General features: G+C 42.2%; 12 protein-coding genes. 1 reads left to right on the plus strand and 11 read right to left on the minus strand.

Translation table 11 applies throughout. From position 1 onward, the window contains the following. Window positions 1-18 precede the first annotated feature (18 nt). The 5 genes from D5281_RS05345 to D5281_RS05365 all read right to left on the minus strand — a co-directional run bounded on the left by D5281_RS05345 (window position 19) and on the right by D5281_RS05365 (window position 6,351). On the minus strand, window positions 19-2,067 hold the full coding sequence (locus D5281_RS05345) for an alpha-L-fucosidase (RefSeq protein WP_160559104.1): 2,049 nt from the start codon (window positions 2,065-2,067) through the stop codon (window positions 19-21). Continuing rightward, window positions 2,057-2,965: a helix-turn-helix transcriptional regulator gene (locus D5281_RS05350; protein WP_160559105.1), complete on the minus strand. Its 909-nt coding sequence runs from the start codon at window positions 2,963-2,965 to the stop codon at window positions 2,057-2,059. The genes D5281_RS05345 and D5281_RS05350 overlap by 11 nt, the downstream gene beginning before the upstream one ends. Before the next feature lie 59 nt (window positions 2,966-3,024). Further along, entirely contained in the window at window positions 3,025-3,873 is an 849-nt protein-coding gene (locus D5281_RS05355) for a carbohydrate ABC transporter permease (protein WP_330584851.1), read from the minus strand. Then, a complete protein-coding gene (locus D5281_RS05360; RefSeq protein ID WP_160559106.1) occupies window positions 3,866-4,762 on the minus strand; it encodes a carbohydrate ABC transporter permease in 897 nt (298 codons plus the stop codon). Before D5281_RS05360 ends, D5281_RS05355 begins: the two co-directional genes overlap by 8 nt. 167 nt (window positions 4,763-4,929) lie before the next feature. Beyond that, window positions 4,930-6,351: an ABC transporter substrate-binding protein gene (locus D5281_RS05365; RefSeq protein ID WP_160559107.1), complete on the minus strand. Its 1,422-nt coding sequence runs from the start codon at window positions 6,349-6,351 to the stop codon at window positions 4,930-4,932. 208 nt (window positions 6,352-6,559) lie between these two features. Here D5281_RS05365 and yaaA point away from each other — a divergent pair, with 208 nt between their 5' ends. Then, complete coding sequence (yaaA, locus tag D5281_RS26875; RefSeq protein WP_160559108.1) at window positions 6,560-6,850, plus strand: peroxide stress protein YaaA; 291 nt, start codon at window positions 6,560-6,562, stop codon at window positions 6,848-6,850. Between the two features lie 25 nt (window positions 6,851-6,875). Here the strand turns inward: yaaA and D5281_RS05375 are convergent, their stop codons facing one another. The 6 genes from D5281_RS05375 to D5281_RS05400 all read right to left on the minus strand — a co-directional run bounded on the left by D5281_RS05375 (window position 6,876) and on the right by D5281_RS05400 (window position 14,256). Next, window positions 6,876-7,832: a phosphotransferase family protein gene (locus D5281_RS05375; RefSeq protein WP_160559109.1), complete on the minus strand. Its 957-nt coding sequence runs from the start codon at window positions 7,830-7,832 to the stop codon at window positions 6,876-6,878. Between the two features lie 36 nt (window positions 7,833-7,868). Beyond that, window positions 7,869-9,215 carry an MATE family efflux transporter gene (locus tag D5281_RS05380; RefSeq protein ID WP_160559110.1) on the minus strand — a complete coding sequence of 449 codons (1,347 nt, stop codon included), beginning with the start codon at window positions 9,213-9,215 and terminating at the stop codon, window positions 7,869-7,871. Between the two features lie 134 nt (window positions 9,216-9,349). Beyond that, the gene (locus D5281_RS05385; protein WP_160559111.1) at window positions 9,350-10,390 is read right to left on the minus strand and encodes an AraC family transcriptional regulator; all 1,041 of its coding nucleotides are present in this window, start codon (window positions 10,388-10,390) and stop codon (window positions 9,350-9,352) included. Between the two features lie 276 nt (window positions 10,391-10,666). Next, window positions 10,667-11,272 carry a protein adenylyltransferase Fic gene (gene fic / locus D5281_RS05390; RefSeq protein ID WP_160559149.1) on the minus strand — a complete coding sequence of 202 codons (606 nt, stop codon included), beginning with the start codon at window positions 11,270-11,272 and terminating at the stop codon, window positions 10,667-10,669. A 44-nt stretch (window positions 11,273-11,316) separates the two neighbouring features. Beyond that, window positions 11,317-12,675 carry a sodium-dependent transporter gene (locus D5281_RS05395; protein WP_330584852.1) on the minus strand — a complete coding sequence of 453 codons (1,359 nt, stop codon included), beginning with the start codon at window positions 12,673-12,675 and terminating at the stop codon, window positions 11,317-11,319. 198 nt (window positions 12,676-12,873) lie between these two features. Next, the gene (locus D5281_RS05400; RefSeq protein ID WP_160559112.1) at window positions 12,874-14,256 is read right to left on the minus strand and encodes an MATE family efflux transporter; all 1,383 of its coding nucleotides are present in this window, start codon (window positions 14,254-14,256) and stop codon (window positions 12,874-12,876) included. Between the last annotated feature and the right edge of the window lie 224 nt (window positions 14,257-14,480).

Genomic DNA, 14,480 nt, shown 5'->3' on the forward strand with positions numbered 1-14,480 from the left:
CTTTCTTCATTGATAAATTTATGATTCTAAGCAAAGTATATGGAAGATTTCTAATTTAGGCAAATAGATTCTCAGCGTATCTCCCCCTGTTATTTCTGTCTTTAATTCCGTCCTTTCCGGAAGAAGATATGCCTTTTTATCTGCCTTTCCTTTGACATCAATGGTGATATCGTACATAGGGGCAACCGGAGATTCCTCCTGTTGATTGATTGCTGCAAAATAGTCTGTCCCATCCTTCTGCCATCCAATCACCTCCACAAATTTAGGCGCATTGGAAGTAAAGGATGCTTCCCCGCGCAAAAAATCAATCATACGGAAAAATACCTTCCGGCTCATATAAGGCCTTGACATTTCAACGGGCGCTGCCGTCCAGATTATCTTGCTTTTCCCTACATCCTTTAAAACCGCGCATGGGCTGTTGGTATAAATACCAGGCGGATTGGAATGAATCGCCGCAAATTCGCAGCGCCCTGTCATGGTATAAGGCAGGGTCTTTGTGGCAAGCACCGTAAGATTTTTGTCATCTACAATTTCCGCTTCCATCTGGTGCCCGTCTATGGTAAGCGGTACTAAATGTGAAAATCCCTCGAAGAACCTTTCTCCTTCTTTGGTAGGGCTCATATAAGTAAAGTTATGCTCAGTCCGTCCGCTCACCTTGATTCCAAGAAGCTTTTGCAACCTCTCATTTCCGACTGGTCCGCTAATAAGCAGATTACCTCCCTTTGCAAGGAAAGCCTCTATTTCATCCATCTCCTCCTCTCTGATATTCGCAACATGGGAAAGAACCAATACCTTTGCTTTTTCCTCTCTGATATTCTTCGTCCCGATTACCTCAAAGGGTACATTGTATTCCCGAAGGACAGAGGATGCCGCTACAGGCGCTTCCATATAATAAGCAGGGTGGAAACTCTTTTCCGTAACTTCTATTTCAGTTTCATTGGGATCATATTTGGCATGGGTAGCAAACCAGATTGCCGCATCATGGTATAAATCTCCACTGACATACTTTTCAAACCGCTTGGTATTTTCATAAATCCGTTTCATTAACCCGTGATAAACCTGGGGCACAATACTGCCATCCGGATTGATTGCATCCACAAGCAAGAAGGCTCCATTATGTACAAGCGCTGTGATCACGTGTAACAGCATTTCTTCTTCGGTCTTCGTTGTGGTATGGTATAATAATTCCGGGTCACACCTTGAGGTGTGATATACAAAAGGAAGATTTGGGGAAACATTTTTATAATATTTGTTGATAAATGTCTGCTGCAAAAATCCGCCATAATAATCGCCGCTGGCACAGTCAATGGCATCTAATAAAAGCTCTGAGTTAGCGGAAATCCAGGAAGCTGCTATGCTGGAAAACTGGTGCTCAATGGTTACGTGGGGTTTTATTTTCTTAACGCATCCCGTTGCAAATCTGGCATAATCCGCCATCCACTCATCCCGTTTATAGACATATTCCAGCCAATCCGGATTCTTCCAGTCCATTACCCTTGGAAGCTCCTTGCCGGTCTCATCCATATACCTTTTCCGACAGCTGGGGCAATAGCATACTTCCGGGAAAAAAGTCATATCCAAAAACATGCCATCAAAGTCATACAGCTCATTCATTTCCGTAAGGCAGGCTTTTACATACTCTCTGTAGCCTTCGTTATTGGGACATACAATACCATAACGGCCTGTTTTCATGTTTTCCTTTTCATGGTACTCCCGCATGCCTTTTCCCTCTGCGGTTATAATCCGCCATTCAGGATGATTCTCATAAGCCCAATTGTCAAAAATCTGGGTAAAATATGTCACCACCGCAATCCCATTTTCATGACATTTTTGAACCATTGTCCCAAGGAAATCAAATCCCTTTAAACCCTTATGCATTCTTCCTACCTTTGTAGGGTAATAAGCCAGACCTGTATGTGGCCTTCCCTTTACCATGGCTGCCTGAATCCCCGCATCCTTTAAAGCCTCCACATACTCATCCACATTGAGACGACTTAAAAATTCCGGATTCCAGTCATCAATGTGCATGTCCATCAGGTTTCGTCTGTAATTTCCCTCAATCCACATAAAAATTTACCTCCTTCTTTTTGGTTACAGTTTCATTCATAAACTGACTGGGCGAAATGCCCATAATGCTTTTAAACGTTTTGCTAAATACGTGAATACTTGAAAATCCTGTTAAATCCGCTGCCTCCGTCACGTTTACCTTCCCGGATAAAAGCAGTTGCTGCGCATGTTCGATTCTCACATTCACAATATATTTGTGTAATGAAATTCCCAGATACATCTGGAAAATACTGGTGAGGTAATTTGCCGATACACCAATTGCCCCTGCAATTGATTCATTTGTCAACTCCTGTGACAAATCCACACTCATAATGTATTCCATTGCATTTTCAATATGAATCCATGACTTTGACTTTTTCCTGCTGCTCTTTTCTTTGACCTCCACCCGGTTTCTGAGCGCGTTTACTAAAAGCTCCATACAACCGGACTTCAAAATCAAGTTTCTTCCCGGCCTTTTTTCGTTAAATTCCTGTAACAAAATTAAATAGCGCGAGACAATTTGGTTGCGCTCCGCCTCTGGTATTTCAGAAATAATAACAGTATCATCCAAAACACATTCCCTTTCCGGAATAACAGGCTGCTGCTCCTCCAGCATATTTTTATGCACCAGTTCTTTGCGCTCCGCGCTCTCATAAAAATCAAAATGCATAATATACTCGACAAAAGGTTCCATACTGTTTGATATGATTACATGCGTCATATAGGGTGGAATAATAATAATATTTCCCGCATGAAGATGATAGCTGATTCCATTCACGATAAAATCAGCGTTTCCCACAGCAATATACGTAAACACATTGTCAACATCTTCCCATTTCCCTGAAAAAGACACTTCTTTTTGCAGCTTCATCATTCTCACATAAGGGTTGATTGGTGAAAGTCGTGATATATCAATCATATTTACTCCTAAACAATCGCTTAGCAGCTGCCTAACCCAATGTGAAGCATTTCTTCACATTAACCTTTGATTGCTCCTGCCATCATTCCTTCCATAATCTTATTATAGAAAAAGAGATAGATCACAATCACCGGTATGGTTGCCATCGCCAACGCTGCCAGCAAAAGCGTATAGCTGGTAGAATACTGTGTTGTAAAATACGTTAAACCAATCGGAATGGTCTTTAATGCCTCTTTTGAAATCAGCACTTGTGCAAATGCAAATTCATTCCACACATGCATAAAAGTAAGAATCACAATCGTAGATAATATGGGCTTACAAATTGGCATGATAATTGTAAACATAATGCGTGGAAGGCTCGCACCGTCAATAGATGCGGCATCCTCCATATCCACCGAAATCCCTTTGATATAGCTGTCAATCAAAAAGACTGCCGTGGGCAGCTCCATCGCCACATAAATAGGAACCAGCGAAAAACGCGTATTTAAAATTCCCAACTGCTTTTCCTGAATAAAAACCGGAACCAGCAGCGCATAAATGGGAATCATCATTGCCGCCATCAATGCCCCATAAATCAGATTTCTCCCTTTAAATCGATATCTGGATAAAAGATACCCCATTACAAATGAAATAACAAGCACCAGAATCAGCGATGCCACACTGTTAAAAAAACTGTTAAAAGTAAATGTCCCAAAGCTTGCTTTATGAAACGCCTCTATATAATTATCCCAATGGATTTGGGTTGGAAGGCTCACCGGACTTCTGTTAAATTCCACATCTGTTTTTAAAGAAGAATACAACAGCCACACTACAGGAAAAATGCAGGTAAGGGATAATATCATAATCGGTACATTTACAATAAAGTTAGCAGCATATCGTTTTATTTTATCTGGTTTGATTTTATTCACCCTTATTCCTCCTTCCCATCAAAATCTGTACCAGTGCGCTTATCAATAGTGCAAGAACTAAAATTGAGACGGCAATTGTCGCACCCATTCCAAAGTTGCCAAACTTAAAGGTATACTCGTAAGAATACATTGCCAGTGATTCCGTTGCCCTTCCCGGGCCACCGTTTGTAAGTGCAACAAGGTGGTCATAAATCTTCATGGTTCCCCCTGCACATAGAATAATACAGATTTTCAGGGTATCCCATACCATTGGAAGGGTGATATAAATCGACTTTTTAACCCCGGTTGCCCCATCAATCTCCGCACATTCAAAAACCTCCTGGGGAATCGCTGAAATAGCGCTCATAAGGATAACCATGTAAAGACCAATATACTGCCAAATGACTGGAATGGATACCACCTTTAGGACAATACTCTGGTCATCTAACCAAAACCGAATCCAGTCTTCCCGTCCAATCGCCCTTAAAAATGCATTTAAAAGGCCGTAATTGGAATTATAAATAAAGCGCCATACATATCCAACTACAATAGGAGCCATTACTACCGGGAAGAAAATAACTGCCCGGTGAAAAGCTTTCAGCTTAAGTCTTCGGATTGTCATAAGAAACGCGATCAGCAGCGCAATTCCCACCTGTCCTATGGTGCACGCCAGGCTTAAGAACAATGTATTTTTTGTTACAAGCCAAAAATCACCTGTTTTTAATAAGGTGGCATAATTGCTAAGGCCCACAAACTGCGCCTCCCCGATTCCTTTCCACTTTGTCAGGCTATAGTAAACCGAAGTACCCAAGGGAACGATCATAACATATATAAAATAGATAAATGGAATCATGACTAATAAATAGATTCCAATTTTTTGTTTCTTATTTCGCATTTCACGAATGTTCATTGCAATCCCCCATTCCTGCCAATACCCGTAAATCAGATGCGTACCAAGTACTCCATCATCCACATAAATCTATAAAACCGGAGCCATTGCTCCTACTGACTTTCAGTAGATTCGCAATGGCTCACCGGCTTAATTATTATAAAAATCTACAGTACTATTTTATCCAATTAATAATTTGCTTCCATAACTGCCTGGCAGTCAGCCGCCATATCTTCCGGTGTCATGGTTCCGGCAATCAGCTGCTGGGTATCTGCATAAAGGACGCCTGAGCCAACCTCAGCAGGAAGTACCACATCAAAGATAGAGCAGTTATTCATAGTTGCAGCCAGTTCATAGTACTCTGCAAACAGCGGATGCAATGTGGAAACGTCTACATCTGTTGTCTTACCTGAAGAAATAAATCCAAGCTGTAACGCATCATTTGCATAATCTCCAGTTGACACAGCTTTCAGGAAAGCAAGACATGCTTCAAGATCATCCCCCTGCAGCCTGCTATGAATCACATAGTTCCAGCCTGCGCCTGCCGCCGTATCATATTTCGTGCCTGCTTCACCTTCCACTGCCGGCATCAGGCCCACATGTGTGGTTGAAAGCACATCCTCAGGACAATTGCCAATTACATTGCCTACGCCCCATGCTCCGTTAAAAAACATAGCTGCCTGTTTGTTGTAATAAAGAGCATACATTTCATCCTGATCAAGGGAATTCATATCCTCATTAAAATACTGTGCAATATCCTGGAATCCCTGAAGCGCTCTCACAAACGCTTCATCCGTAAATTTAGCCCCCTGGTTGTTGGCAAGGCTGTTAAACCATTCCTGATCTACATATTTGTAAGCATAGGTATTGAAAACGGTAGATTCTGCAACCCATTGTTCTTTATTTCCCATTGCAATCGGAATATAGCCTTTTGCCTTAATTTTCTCACAATCCTCTATCAGCTCTGTCCATGTTTCCGGCCATTTGTCAATTCCACATTCTTCAAAAATAGCTTCATTGTAAATGCCGATGGTATTTGCCTGCATCTGCATGGGAACGCCCCACTCGGTTCCATCATATGTACAGTCTGCAAACGCGCCATCTAAATAAGCATTTGCCCATTCTGAATCCTGCTTGATGTACTGGTCCGCTGCCTGAATTGTACCGGTATCTGCAAAGGAAGGAAGCATATCACCCTTTGTCATCCACACGTCTGTCAGCTCATCGCCTGCCATCATGGTTGTCAACTTTTGCTGATATCCGTCATGTGCAGTGAAAACAAATTCAATGTTCACGTCAGGATTTTCTTCCTGGAACTTTTCTGCTGCTTTCCAGAATGCTGCTGCAGTTCCTGTGGTATCGTCCTCACCATGCATATGATAAATGGAGAACGAACCGGAAAGCCCTGCGCCACTTCCTTCTGATTCTGATGAGCCTGTATCTGTTTCCTGGCCTTCATCTGCACCTTCATCCTGAGCCGGTGTACTTTCCTGTGACTGTGTACTTTCATCCTGGGCCGGATCTGATCCCTTATCCGATGGACCGCCGCATCCCGCTAAGGATACCGTCATAGCTGTTGCTAAGAGAATCGCTAAATATTTCTTTCTCATAAAAACCTCCTGCCTTTCCTGTTTTATTTTGTCCACTTCTACCGAAATAAATCGATTAAAATTCTTTATTTTTTCGACACAATAGACAATTTTTCTCTTGTTTCTGCTTTTATTTTATTATAGTTTTTACTATCTGTCTTTGTTTATTCTAATTATTATTTGTCATTTTCAACGACATTCTGCTAAAATTTGAAAATTTCCTCGCCAAATGCTTATTGCAAAAATATTTAAACAAATTGATATGGCATCTAACATCCCGGCAGACTTTAACTCACCCTTTCTTGTTCTTCACATTTTGTCCGGTTTTTATGAACTGTTAAAGTCTTTTAATGCGGTAACGCCCTACCGCTTGGAAATGCAGGCCAAATTGTCTGTAAACGGAAATCAGGATTTAGATGATTTCTTATCCTTGTATTTGGATAATTCATCCGTGGAAAATAAAGCAAAAAGAAACTCTGGCCAAAATGGCCAGAGGCTAGATAGTAGGATTTATGGCTGACATGTCTAAAATTCTATGCACAAAGTTATTTTTCCAGCTTATGTAACTGTTCCTGCAAAAGCCCTGTGGTCCAGTGATACATATCCATCGTGTCATATTTCCGGTATTCACATTCTAACGACATTAAAATCAGCAAGTAAATGTCGTACCACAAAGCTCTGCGCTTTTCATTCTCTGTAAGCTGTTCCTTACCATATCCCTTTAAAAACCACATATTATCCCCATAGCTGCGGAAATTCACCTCCATCAAAGGGTCTGCACCAAGACAGCGCTCCCAGTCTATGATGCCCGTAACTTCCCCGTCTTTAACAAAAATATTTCCGTCCCAGCAGTCCCAATGAACCAGATGTGGCTCTGTCACTTCCGCAAAAATTGCTTTGTCCTTCTCTAAAAGCCGCCACAAATCCCCTGTCCATATTTTCAGGTCAACTCCTCCCCTGTCTGCATCATCCACCCCTGCTTTTAACATTTTCTGAAAAGTTGGGAACCATTCTTTTCCCTGAAATTCCTGCTGGGCCGGATACCCAAAGCAGGGACAATGTATTTGATTTACTTGATTGATAATCTGCCCCGTCTTCATGTAAATTTTCCGTATCTGTTCTTCTGTTAAAGTATCTTTCCTTGTGCTAAGACTTGCCCCCGGCAGCATCTCCATGAAAAAATATGGCGAATTACAAATCTGGTAGCTATCATCAAAGCCCAGTACTTTAGGCGCCAAAATGCCATCCACGTCTTCCACCATTTTCATAGCCTTTACTTCACTTTGTATGATGTTCTTTTCATATGTCATAATGCGGACTTCCTTTAAGGGCGCCACTTTTAAAATCACTTTTCTCCCACTGCTCAGGGAAATTTGATACGCTGCGCTGAAATATCCTTCTGTTAATTCCTCCACATCCACCATATGCTCCGGAGCAAAAAATTTCGCTGTCATCTGCTCCAACGTTTGTTTATCCTGCCTGTTTTTTGTTAAGCTCTCCATATATCCTACCCTCCTAAAGTATATGCAAGACATGTACTAATATCGCTTTACATCCATTTTTGTGTAAGCCCCACATAAAAAATAATACGCGCCTCCTGCAACCAGCCATTCCATTATCATAAGTGTAAACCATAATCCAGGCAGGCTTTTTGTGGCGCCAGCCAAAAGCAATAATGGTATTCTAATCAAAAGAATGCTGCAAAGAAACAAAATTAAAACTGTTTTTCCCTTCCCCACTGCCTGATAAAAGGCCTGTGTGATCGGCATGATTCCTCCAAAAGCCAGCCCCCAGCAAAGTATCCGCAGCGCCATAATTCCGCTATCTGCAACCGTGTCCGCAGGCTCAAAAAATCCAAAGATATACTCTGCTCCTAAAAAGAGGCAAAACGCCGCCAGACACCCATAGGTTACAACAAACCTGACCGCATATCGGATTGTCTTATCCATTCGCTGTCTTCTTTTTCCTCCATAGTCAAATCCCAGCATGGGCTGTATTCCCTGCATGATGCCCGAAAATGGTGTCGATGCAAATCCCTGTATACGGGAGACAACTGCATATGCGCTGATTGCCACGGTTCCTCCCACATTTCCGATGATCTGGTTTCCCAATATTCCTACCAGGCTGCTGCCTAAATGATTCAAAAACGCCGGTATTCCAACGGAAAAGATTTCTTTCCCAATATCCGCGTCAAAACGAATCTGACCAGGCTTAATTTTGCACCGGGTTCTTGTCCGGAAAAAGAAATAATATATGCTGCTGCACATGGAGCATACCTGAGATGCCAATGTAGCCATAGCCGCCCCGACAATTCCCCATTTAAATAGGAAGATAAACAGTGGGTCCAAAATCAGATTAACCAAAACCGGAAAGCACCATTGGAAGGTTGAAAATGTACTGTCCCCCTCCGCCCTCATAATACCGGAAAATCCTGTGCTTGTTATAATTCCCACCAGCATAATCTGCCCATATTCCCTGGCATACGGATAAAGCTCCCGGGTACATCCCAGAAGACGAAGCAGAGGCTTTAACCCCATAAGTCCTGCCGCCGTTATCAATAGTGAGCTCACAATCCACACCCACATTACACATCCCACTACCTTTTTTCCTTTCTCCCAGTCACCTTCACCCATTTTTCTTGCAATAACGCTGCCACCTCCTGTGCCCAGGGTCGAGCTGATTCCGTTTATCAGAATCAAAAAAGGGGAAAAGATTCCAATCGCACCGCCGGCGCTCATCCCCACACCTCTGACCACAAAAAAGGTATCCGTAATCGTATAAAAGTGAAAGAGCATAATAGAAAAAGTAGTTTGCAGGCACAATTCCACCATCAGCTTCCCCACCGTCTCCTGCTCTAACTTATTGCCTTTTGGCCGCTTTGGCATTTATAAAAACCTCCTCCCTTTCTCCATTGTATCCCTTTCATGAGAGGTTTTCTATCTGCCGGTTTTATCTCCCATCTATACTCATTTGACTTTCTCCATGTTCCCCATGCTGCCGCTTCGCGGCAACACAAAAGTCATTTTTTTATATAGCTGCGATATTCCGTTGGGGACATTCCAAATTTCTCCCGTATTCCCTGATAGATTGGGGTTGAATTGCGGTATCCTACCATGCGCGCAATTTCCTCCACCGTGTCCCTGGTACTTACCAAAAGCATAGCCGCCTTCTCCAAACGGCTTTCCCTTACCAGCTCCAAAAAACTCATTCCACAGTTTTTTCGAATCATTCTGCTTAAATAACTGGAATTAAAAGAAAATACCTTTGCTAATTCTTCTAATGTGACAGTAGCGCTATTTTCATAAATGTATTCTGTCATCTTACCGATATCTGCTGCATTCTGTGATATTTTATATTTACACTGGTCGTAGTTCTCACCCTCACGTTCCAGGCAGATCAGTAAAAGCTGCAAATAACTCCTGATTGCCTCCTCGCTCTTATGCTGATGAAGATAATATTCCATCATCATTTTTTCAACAAACAATTTTGCATCCCTTGTGCATCCCGTATAATGCATGTAATGATAATTTTCATTCTTACGGGATTTTGCGTTGGTCCAGAAATCAGCTATCTCACTGTTTTTATCCAAATTTCTAATAAATTCATGTGCCAATAAATTAGCAGGAATAATTATCTTTATCAGAACCGCCTCTTTTTCCTTCTGAAGTAATCCATGAACTACATTCTGGTTTAACACAAACAAATCCCCCTCCTCAAGCGTCACCATTTGATGCAGATTTTCAATAAACTGCTGGCAGCGCCCTTTATACACATAAAGCAGCTCCACAAAATTATGCCTGTGGAAATATAGCGCACTCTCCCAGAGATGTATTTTGGCAGAAAAATAACTCTGCTGTCTGGTTAACACACGCTTATCCGTTTGGATGATAGCTACATCCGGAAAAATAAATTTCCCATCTTCCATTTCTCCCCGCATTTTTCCGTCTATCACAAATTCATCCGTAAGCAGCTCGTTTAATTCTCTGGTAAGCCGTTCATATTCCATTTGTCTTGAGCGTAACAAAATATCCGCAAAAGCCGGTTGCTTCTTTTTATCCAATTCTTTTACTTCCTTTCATCAGGCGCCATCACACTTCAAGCTCAGCTTATCCCCAAAAAATATACCGGCATTTTTCCAAATCTCCATCTAAATAACAAACACTGTCACGCTTCGCGAGCCAGCTTATTATCATAAGATGCTGGAATTGCCGGTATGTTTTCATTTTTACAACAGTCTGAATCAGCACTCCCGCCGCAAGAGATGATACATCAAACCTGCAGTGCTGCTAAGCACATCAGTGTTTGTTCCCTCCCGTCTGGCAGATAAAGCTGCAGGTCAAAGTTCTTCCATTTTATAAGATATATAACCCTCATAATAGTAGCTGTTGTCAATCCCTTTCATATATATTTCCCTGTCGTTTACCCTATCTGTCAGCGCCCTCTTTAGCAAATACTTTATCTCAACATCTTTAATAGGGCTTCTCTCCATTGCAAGCAGATAATCATCTTTATCGATTCTGCTCCAATCTACTACCACCGAAAGCTCCTTACCAAGCATCAAATCCAGCCAAATTCTCATGCTTCTCCCATTGCCTTCTCTAAATGGATGTGCAACGTTCATTTCTACATACTTTTCAACAATCTCATCAAAGGTTGTCTGGGGCATTTTCTCGATATGCTCCAACGCCACCTGCAAATACATAACAGGCGCAAACCTGAAATTCCCTTTTGCAATATTGACTGTCCTGATCTCACCTGCAAAATGATAAATTTCGTCAAAAAGATATTTGTGTATGCTCCGAAGGCTCTTGGTCGTCCCTGGCTTTAAAGTAAATAAATAGCCGCTTTCAAAAAGCTGTGCCGCTTTTTTCTTGCTGATTTTTTCCTCCATACGGGCAAGCTCCGCCGAATCCGTTATATTAAGCTTATTTTCAACTGCCATAGCCGCTCCCCTGCCTTTCCCGACATTTCCGCATTCCGCAACCATTACCCAATCCATCCTAAAATAATAAGAAGCAGTAACAACACCGGCAAAATATAGGTCACATAAACCCGAATCTGTTTAGGTATCTTAAGTCCTTCTCCAATATTCGCTTCTTCACGGTATTTATCAAATCCCCAGCCAAGTCTTGAAACGCTAAAGAGCAGATACCACAGCGATCCAATCGGCAAAATTACATTGCTGACCAGAAAATCCTCCAAATCCAGAATCGTACTTCCCTCTCCTAAAGGCTGAATCCCTGACCATAAATTATAGCCAAGCGCACAGGGAAGCGACAGTACAATCAGTGCAGCCAAATTAACCACACAGGATTTCTTCCTGCTCCAGTGAAATAAGTCCATGCCACAGGAAATAATATTCTCAAACACGGCAAGTATAGTGGAAAATGCCGCAAATGTCATAAAGATAAAAAACAGCGTCCCCCAGATTCTTCCCCCTGTCATGCTGTTAAATACATTGGGCAGTGTAATAAAAATAAGGCTTGGTCCCATATCCGGGCTGATTCCAAAAGCAAAGCAGCTGGGAAAAATAATCAGCCCCGATACAATCGCCACAAAGGTATCCAAAATGGCAATATTCACCGATTCTCCAAGCAAAGTACGTTTCTTATCAATATAGCTTCCAAAGATTGCCATAGCGCCAATGCCCAGGCTAAGGGTAAAAAAGGCCTGATTCATAGCCGCTGTAATCGTCTCGAAGACGCCTACTTCCCTCATCCTCTGCCAGTCAGGATACAGATAAAATTTCAATCCTTCCATACCGCCTTCCAGCATCAAACTATGTACAGCAAGAACAACGATTATGAGCAGCAGAAGACTCATCATAACCTTTGTAATTCTCTCAACACCATTTTGAAGGCCCATAGAGCAAATAAGAATGCCTGCCACTACGATCATCACCATCACAGTAATCAGCACACCAGGGCTGTCCAGCATTTCCTGAAACATGCCGCCCACCTGCTCCAAATCTTTTCCCACAAACTTACCTGTCAGCATTTGAAAGAAGTAATACAGCATCCATCCCGCCACAGTCGTATAAAACATCATCAAAAGATAATTACCGGCCATACCCAGATATCCATGAAGATGCCACTTTTGTCCCGGTTTTTCTAACTCAGTATAGCTTTTGATAATACTTTTTCTGCTGGCACGTCCCACTGCAAATTCCATTGTCATCACAGGCACACCCATAAGAATCAGGAAAAACAGATAAAAGAGCACAAACACACCCCCACCGTACAGTCCTGTAATATAAGGAAATCTCCACACATTCCCAATTCCAATTGCGCAGCCAGCCGATAGTAAAATAAATCCCATCCGTGAACCTAATTTTTCTCTTTCCACATTCTATTCCTCCTAAATTTATTCACAGGTGTTTTCAGTATATCACATGATTGATAACTTGTGCACTCCTGAAATATCTGTCTTTTCTATTTTGGAAACAGTTCAGTGCTGCCAAAACTCCCCAAAAAAGGTGTAAAATCTATCGTATCATAGACTTTACACCTTATAATAGGTATGGCTGCTTATTCTTTCATCTTATCAATTTCTGTTAGATGAATACCCCATTCTCCGACAGCGCTTTAACCAGTTGCCCCTTAAGTAATAAATAATAAAGAAAATAGAAGTCACAACCCAGGTCAGCGGATAGCTGAACGCCACGGTGGAAACTTCCGGCCTTAAAGGAACCACCACCCAGGTCCATATCACACGCAGCGCACACACCCCAATCCCGGTCATCACCGTAGGTAAAACCGCATCACCGCATCCTCTGGTTGTACCGCCCAATATCTCAATACAGATAAAAGTCACATAGCTTGGCGAAATCACACGCATCATACCAAGTCCAATCGAAACCACATTCGCATCATCCGTAAACATCCTAAAGAACACATGGCCTCCTGCAAGCACCACAAAGCTCAGCAAAAAGCTTGTAAATGCTGCCATCCCAAGGCAGATACGCACGCTTTTTCTGATTCGGTCGTATTTGCCCGCCCCAAAGTTTTGTCCTGCAAAGGTGGTAATCGACACACCGTATGCCCCCATAATCATCCAGAAAATACCGTCTATCTTCCCATAGGCGGTCCATGCCGCAATGGTATCCGTACCAAAAGAGTTAATACTTGACTGGATAATCAGGTTCGAAAGAGAGTACATGGTAGACTGAATCCCTGCCGGCAGTCCAATCCGTACAATGCTGTGCAAAAGCATAGGGTGAAAGCGTATTTCCTTTATATACAGCCTGTAGGAATCCTCCGCCTTCATCAATGCAATACATACCATAAGGGCACTGATCACCTGGGACAATGAGGTAGCCACCGCTACACCTGCCACGCCCATTTTCAGCCCTGTCACAAAAAGGAAATCCAGTATGATATTCGTAATACAGGATAATATTAAAAAGTAAAGCGGACGTTTCGAGTCCCCTACCGCCCTCAAAATACCTGAACCCATATTGTATATGAGAGCGGGAATCACACCAAGGAAATAAACCCGCATATATACAACGGACATCTTCAAAATATCCTCCGGCGTATTCATAGCGCGTAGTGCAGCCCCGGAAAAAAGAAGTCCCAGCACCATAATAACAGCGCCCCCTGCCACAGAAAGCGCCATTGCAGTATGTACGGTTTTACGCACATCATCTTCTTTCTTCGCACCATAATATTGAGAAATAATTACGGTTGCGCCGGAAGAAAGACCGGTGAAAAATCCAATCAACAGATTAATTAACGTAGCTGCCGGACCGCCTACTGCTGCTAATGCTTCTTTTCCCACAAACTTTCCCACAATCACGGCATCCGTTGTATTGTAAAGCTGCTGAAAAAAAGTACCGAACAAAATCGGAAAGAAGAAGAAAAGAAGCTGCTTCCAGATAACTCCTTCTGTAATCTGATTGGAAAGCTTATACCTGTTTGTTTTCATATGTACCCTCCTGTACCCCTTTTCAATGAAACGCCTTACGCTATAAAGCGACTTTTAACCGCCCTGTTCGAGGGCGGCGTATCGCCTATTATATCTCCTTTATTTGAAAAATACAATAGCCTTATTTACGAAATATCGCCCCGAAGCAGCAAGGAAGCCGAAGGTTCAACAGCTATCAATTTATTTTAAATTTTACGAAAAGTATTAGACAAATTCTCAAAATA

Origin of the sequence: Parablautia muri, from assembly GCF_009917485.1 — a bacterium.
Classification (GTDB): Bacteria; Bacillota; Clostridia; order Lachnospirales; family Lachnospiraceae; genus Suilimivivens; species Suilimivivens muri.

Coding starts and splice junctions, on each gene's coding strand:
- D5281_RS05400 (WP_160559112.1), bottom strand. CDS start 14,256: ATGAAAACAAACAGGTATAAGCTTTCCAATCAGATTACAGAAGGAGTT.
- D5281_RS05345 (WP_160559104.1), bottom strand. CDS start 2,067: ATGTGGATTGAGGGAAATTACAGACGAAACCTGATGGACATGCACATT.
- fic (WP_160559149.1), bottom strand. CDS start 11,272: ATGGCAGTTGAAAATAAGCTTAATATAACGGATTCGGCGGAGCTTGCC.
- D5281_RS05360 (WP_160559106.1), bottom strand. CDS start 4,762: ATGAACATTCGTGAAATGCGAAATAAGAAACAAAAAATTGGAATCTAT.
- D5281_RS05380 (WP_160559110.1), bottom strand. CDS start 9,215: ATGCCAAAGCGGCCAAAAGGCAATAAGTTAGAGCAGGAGACGGTGGGG.
- D5281_RS05350 (WP_160559105.1), bottom strand. CDS start 2,965: ATGATTGATATATCACGACTTTCACCAATCAACCCTTATGTGAGAATG.
- D5281_RS05375 (WP_160559109.1), bottom strand. CDS start 7,832: ATGGAGAGCTTAACAAAAAACAGGCAGGATAAACAAACGTTGGAGCAG.
- yaaA (WP_160559108.1), top strand. CDS start 6,560: ATGCTTATTGCAAAAATATTTAAACAAATTGATATGGCATCTAACATC.
- D5281_RS05365 (WP_160559107.1), bottom strand. CDS start 6,351: ATGAGAAAGAAATATTTAGCGATTCTCTTAGCAACAGCTATGACGGTA.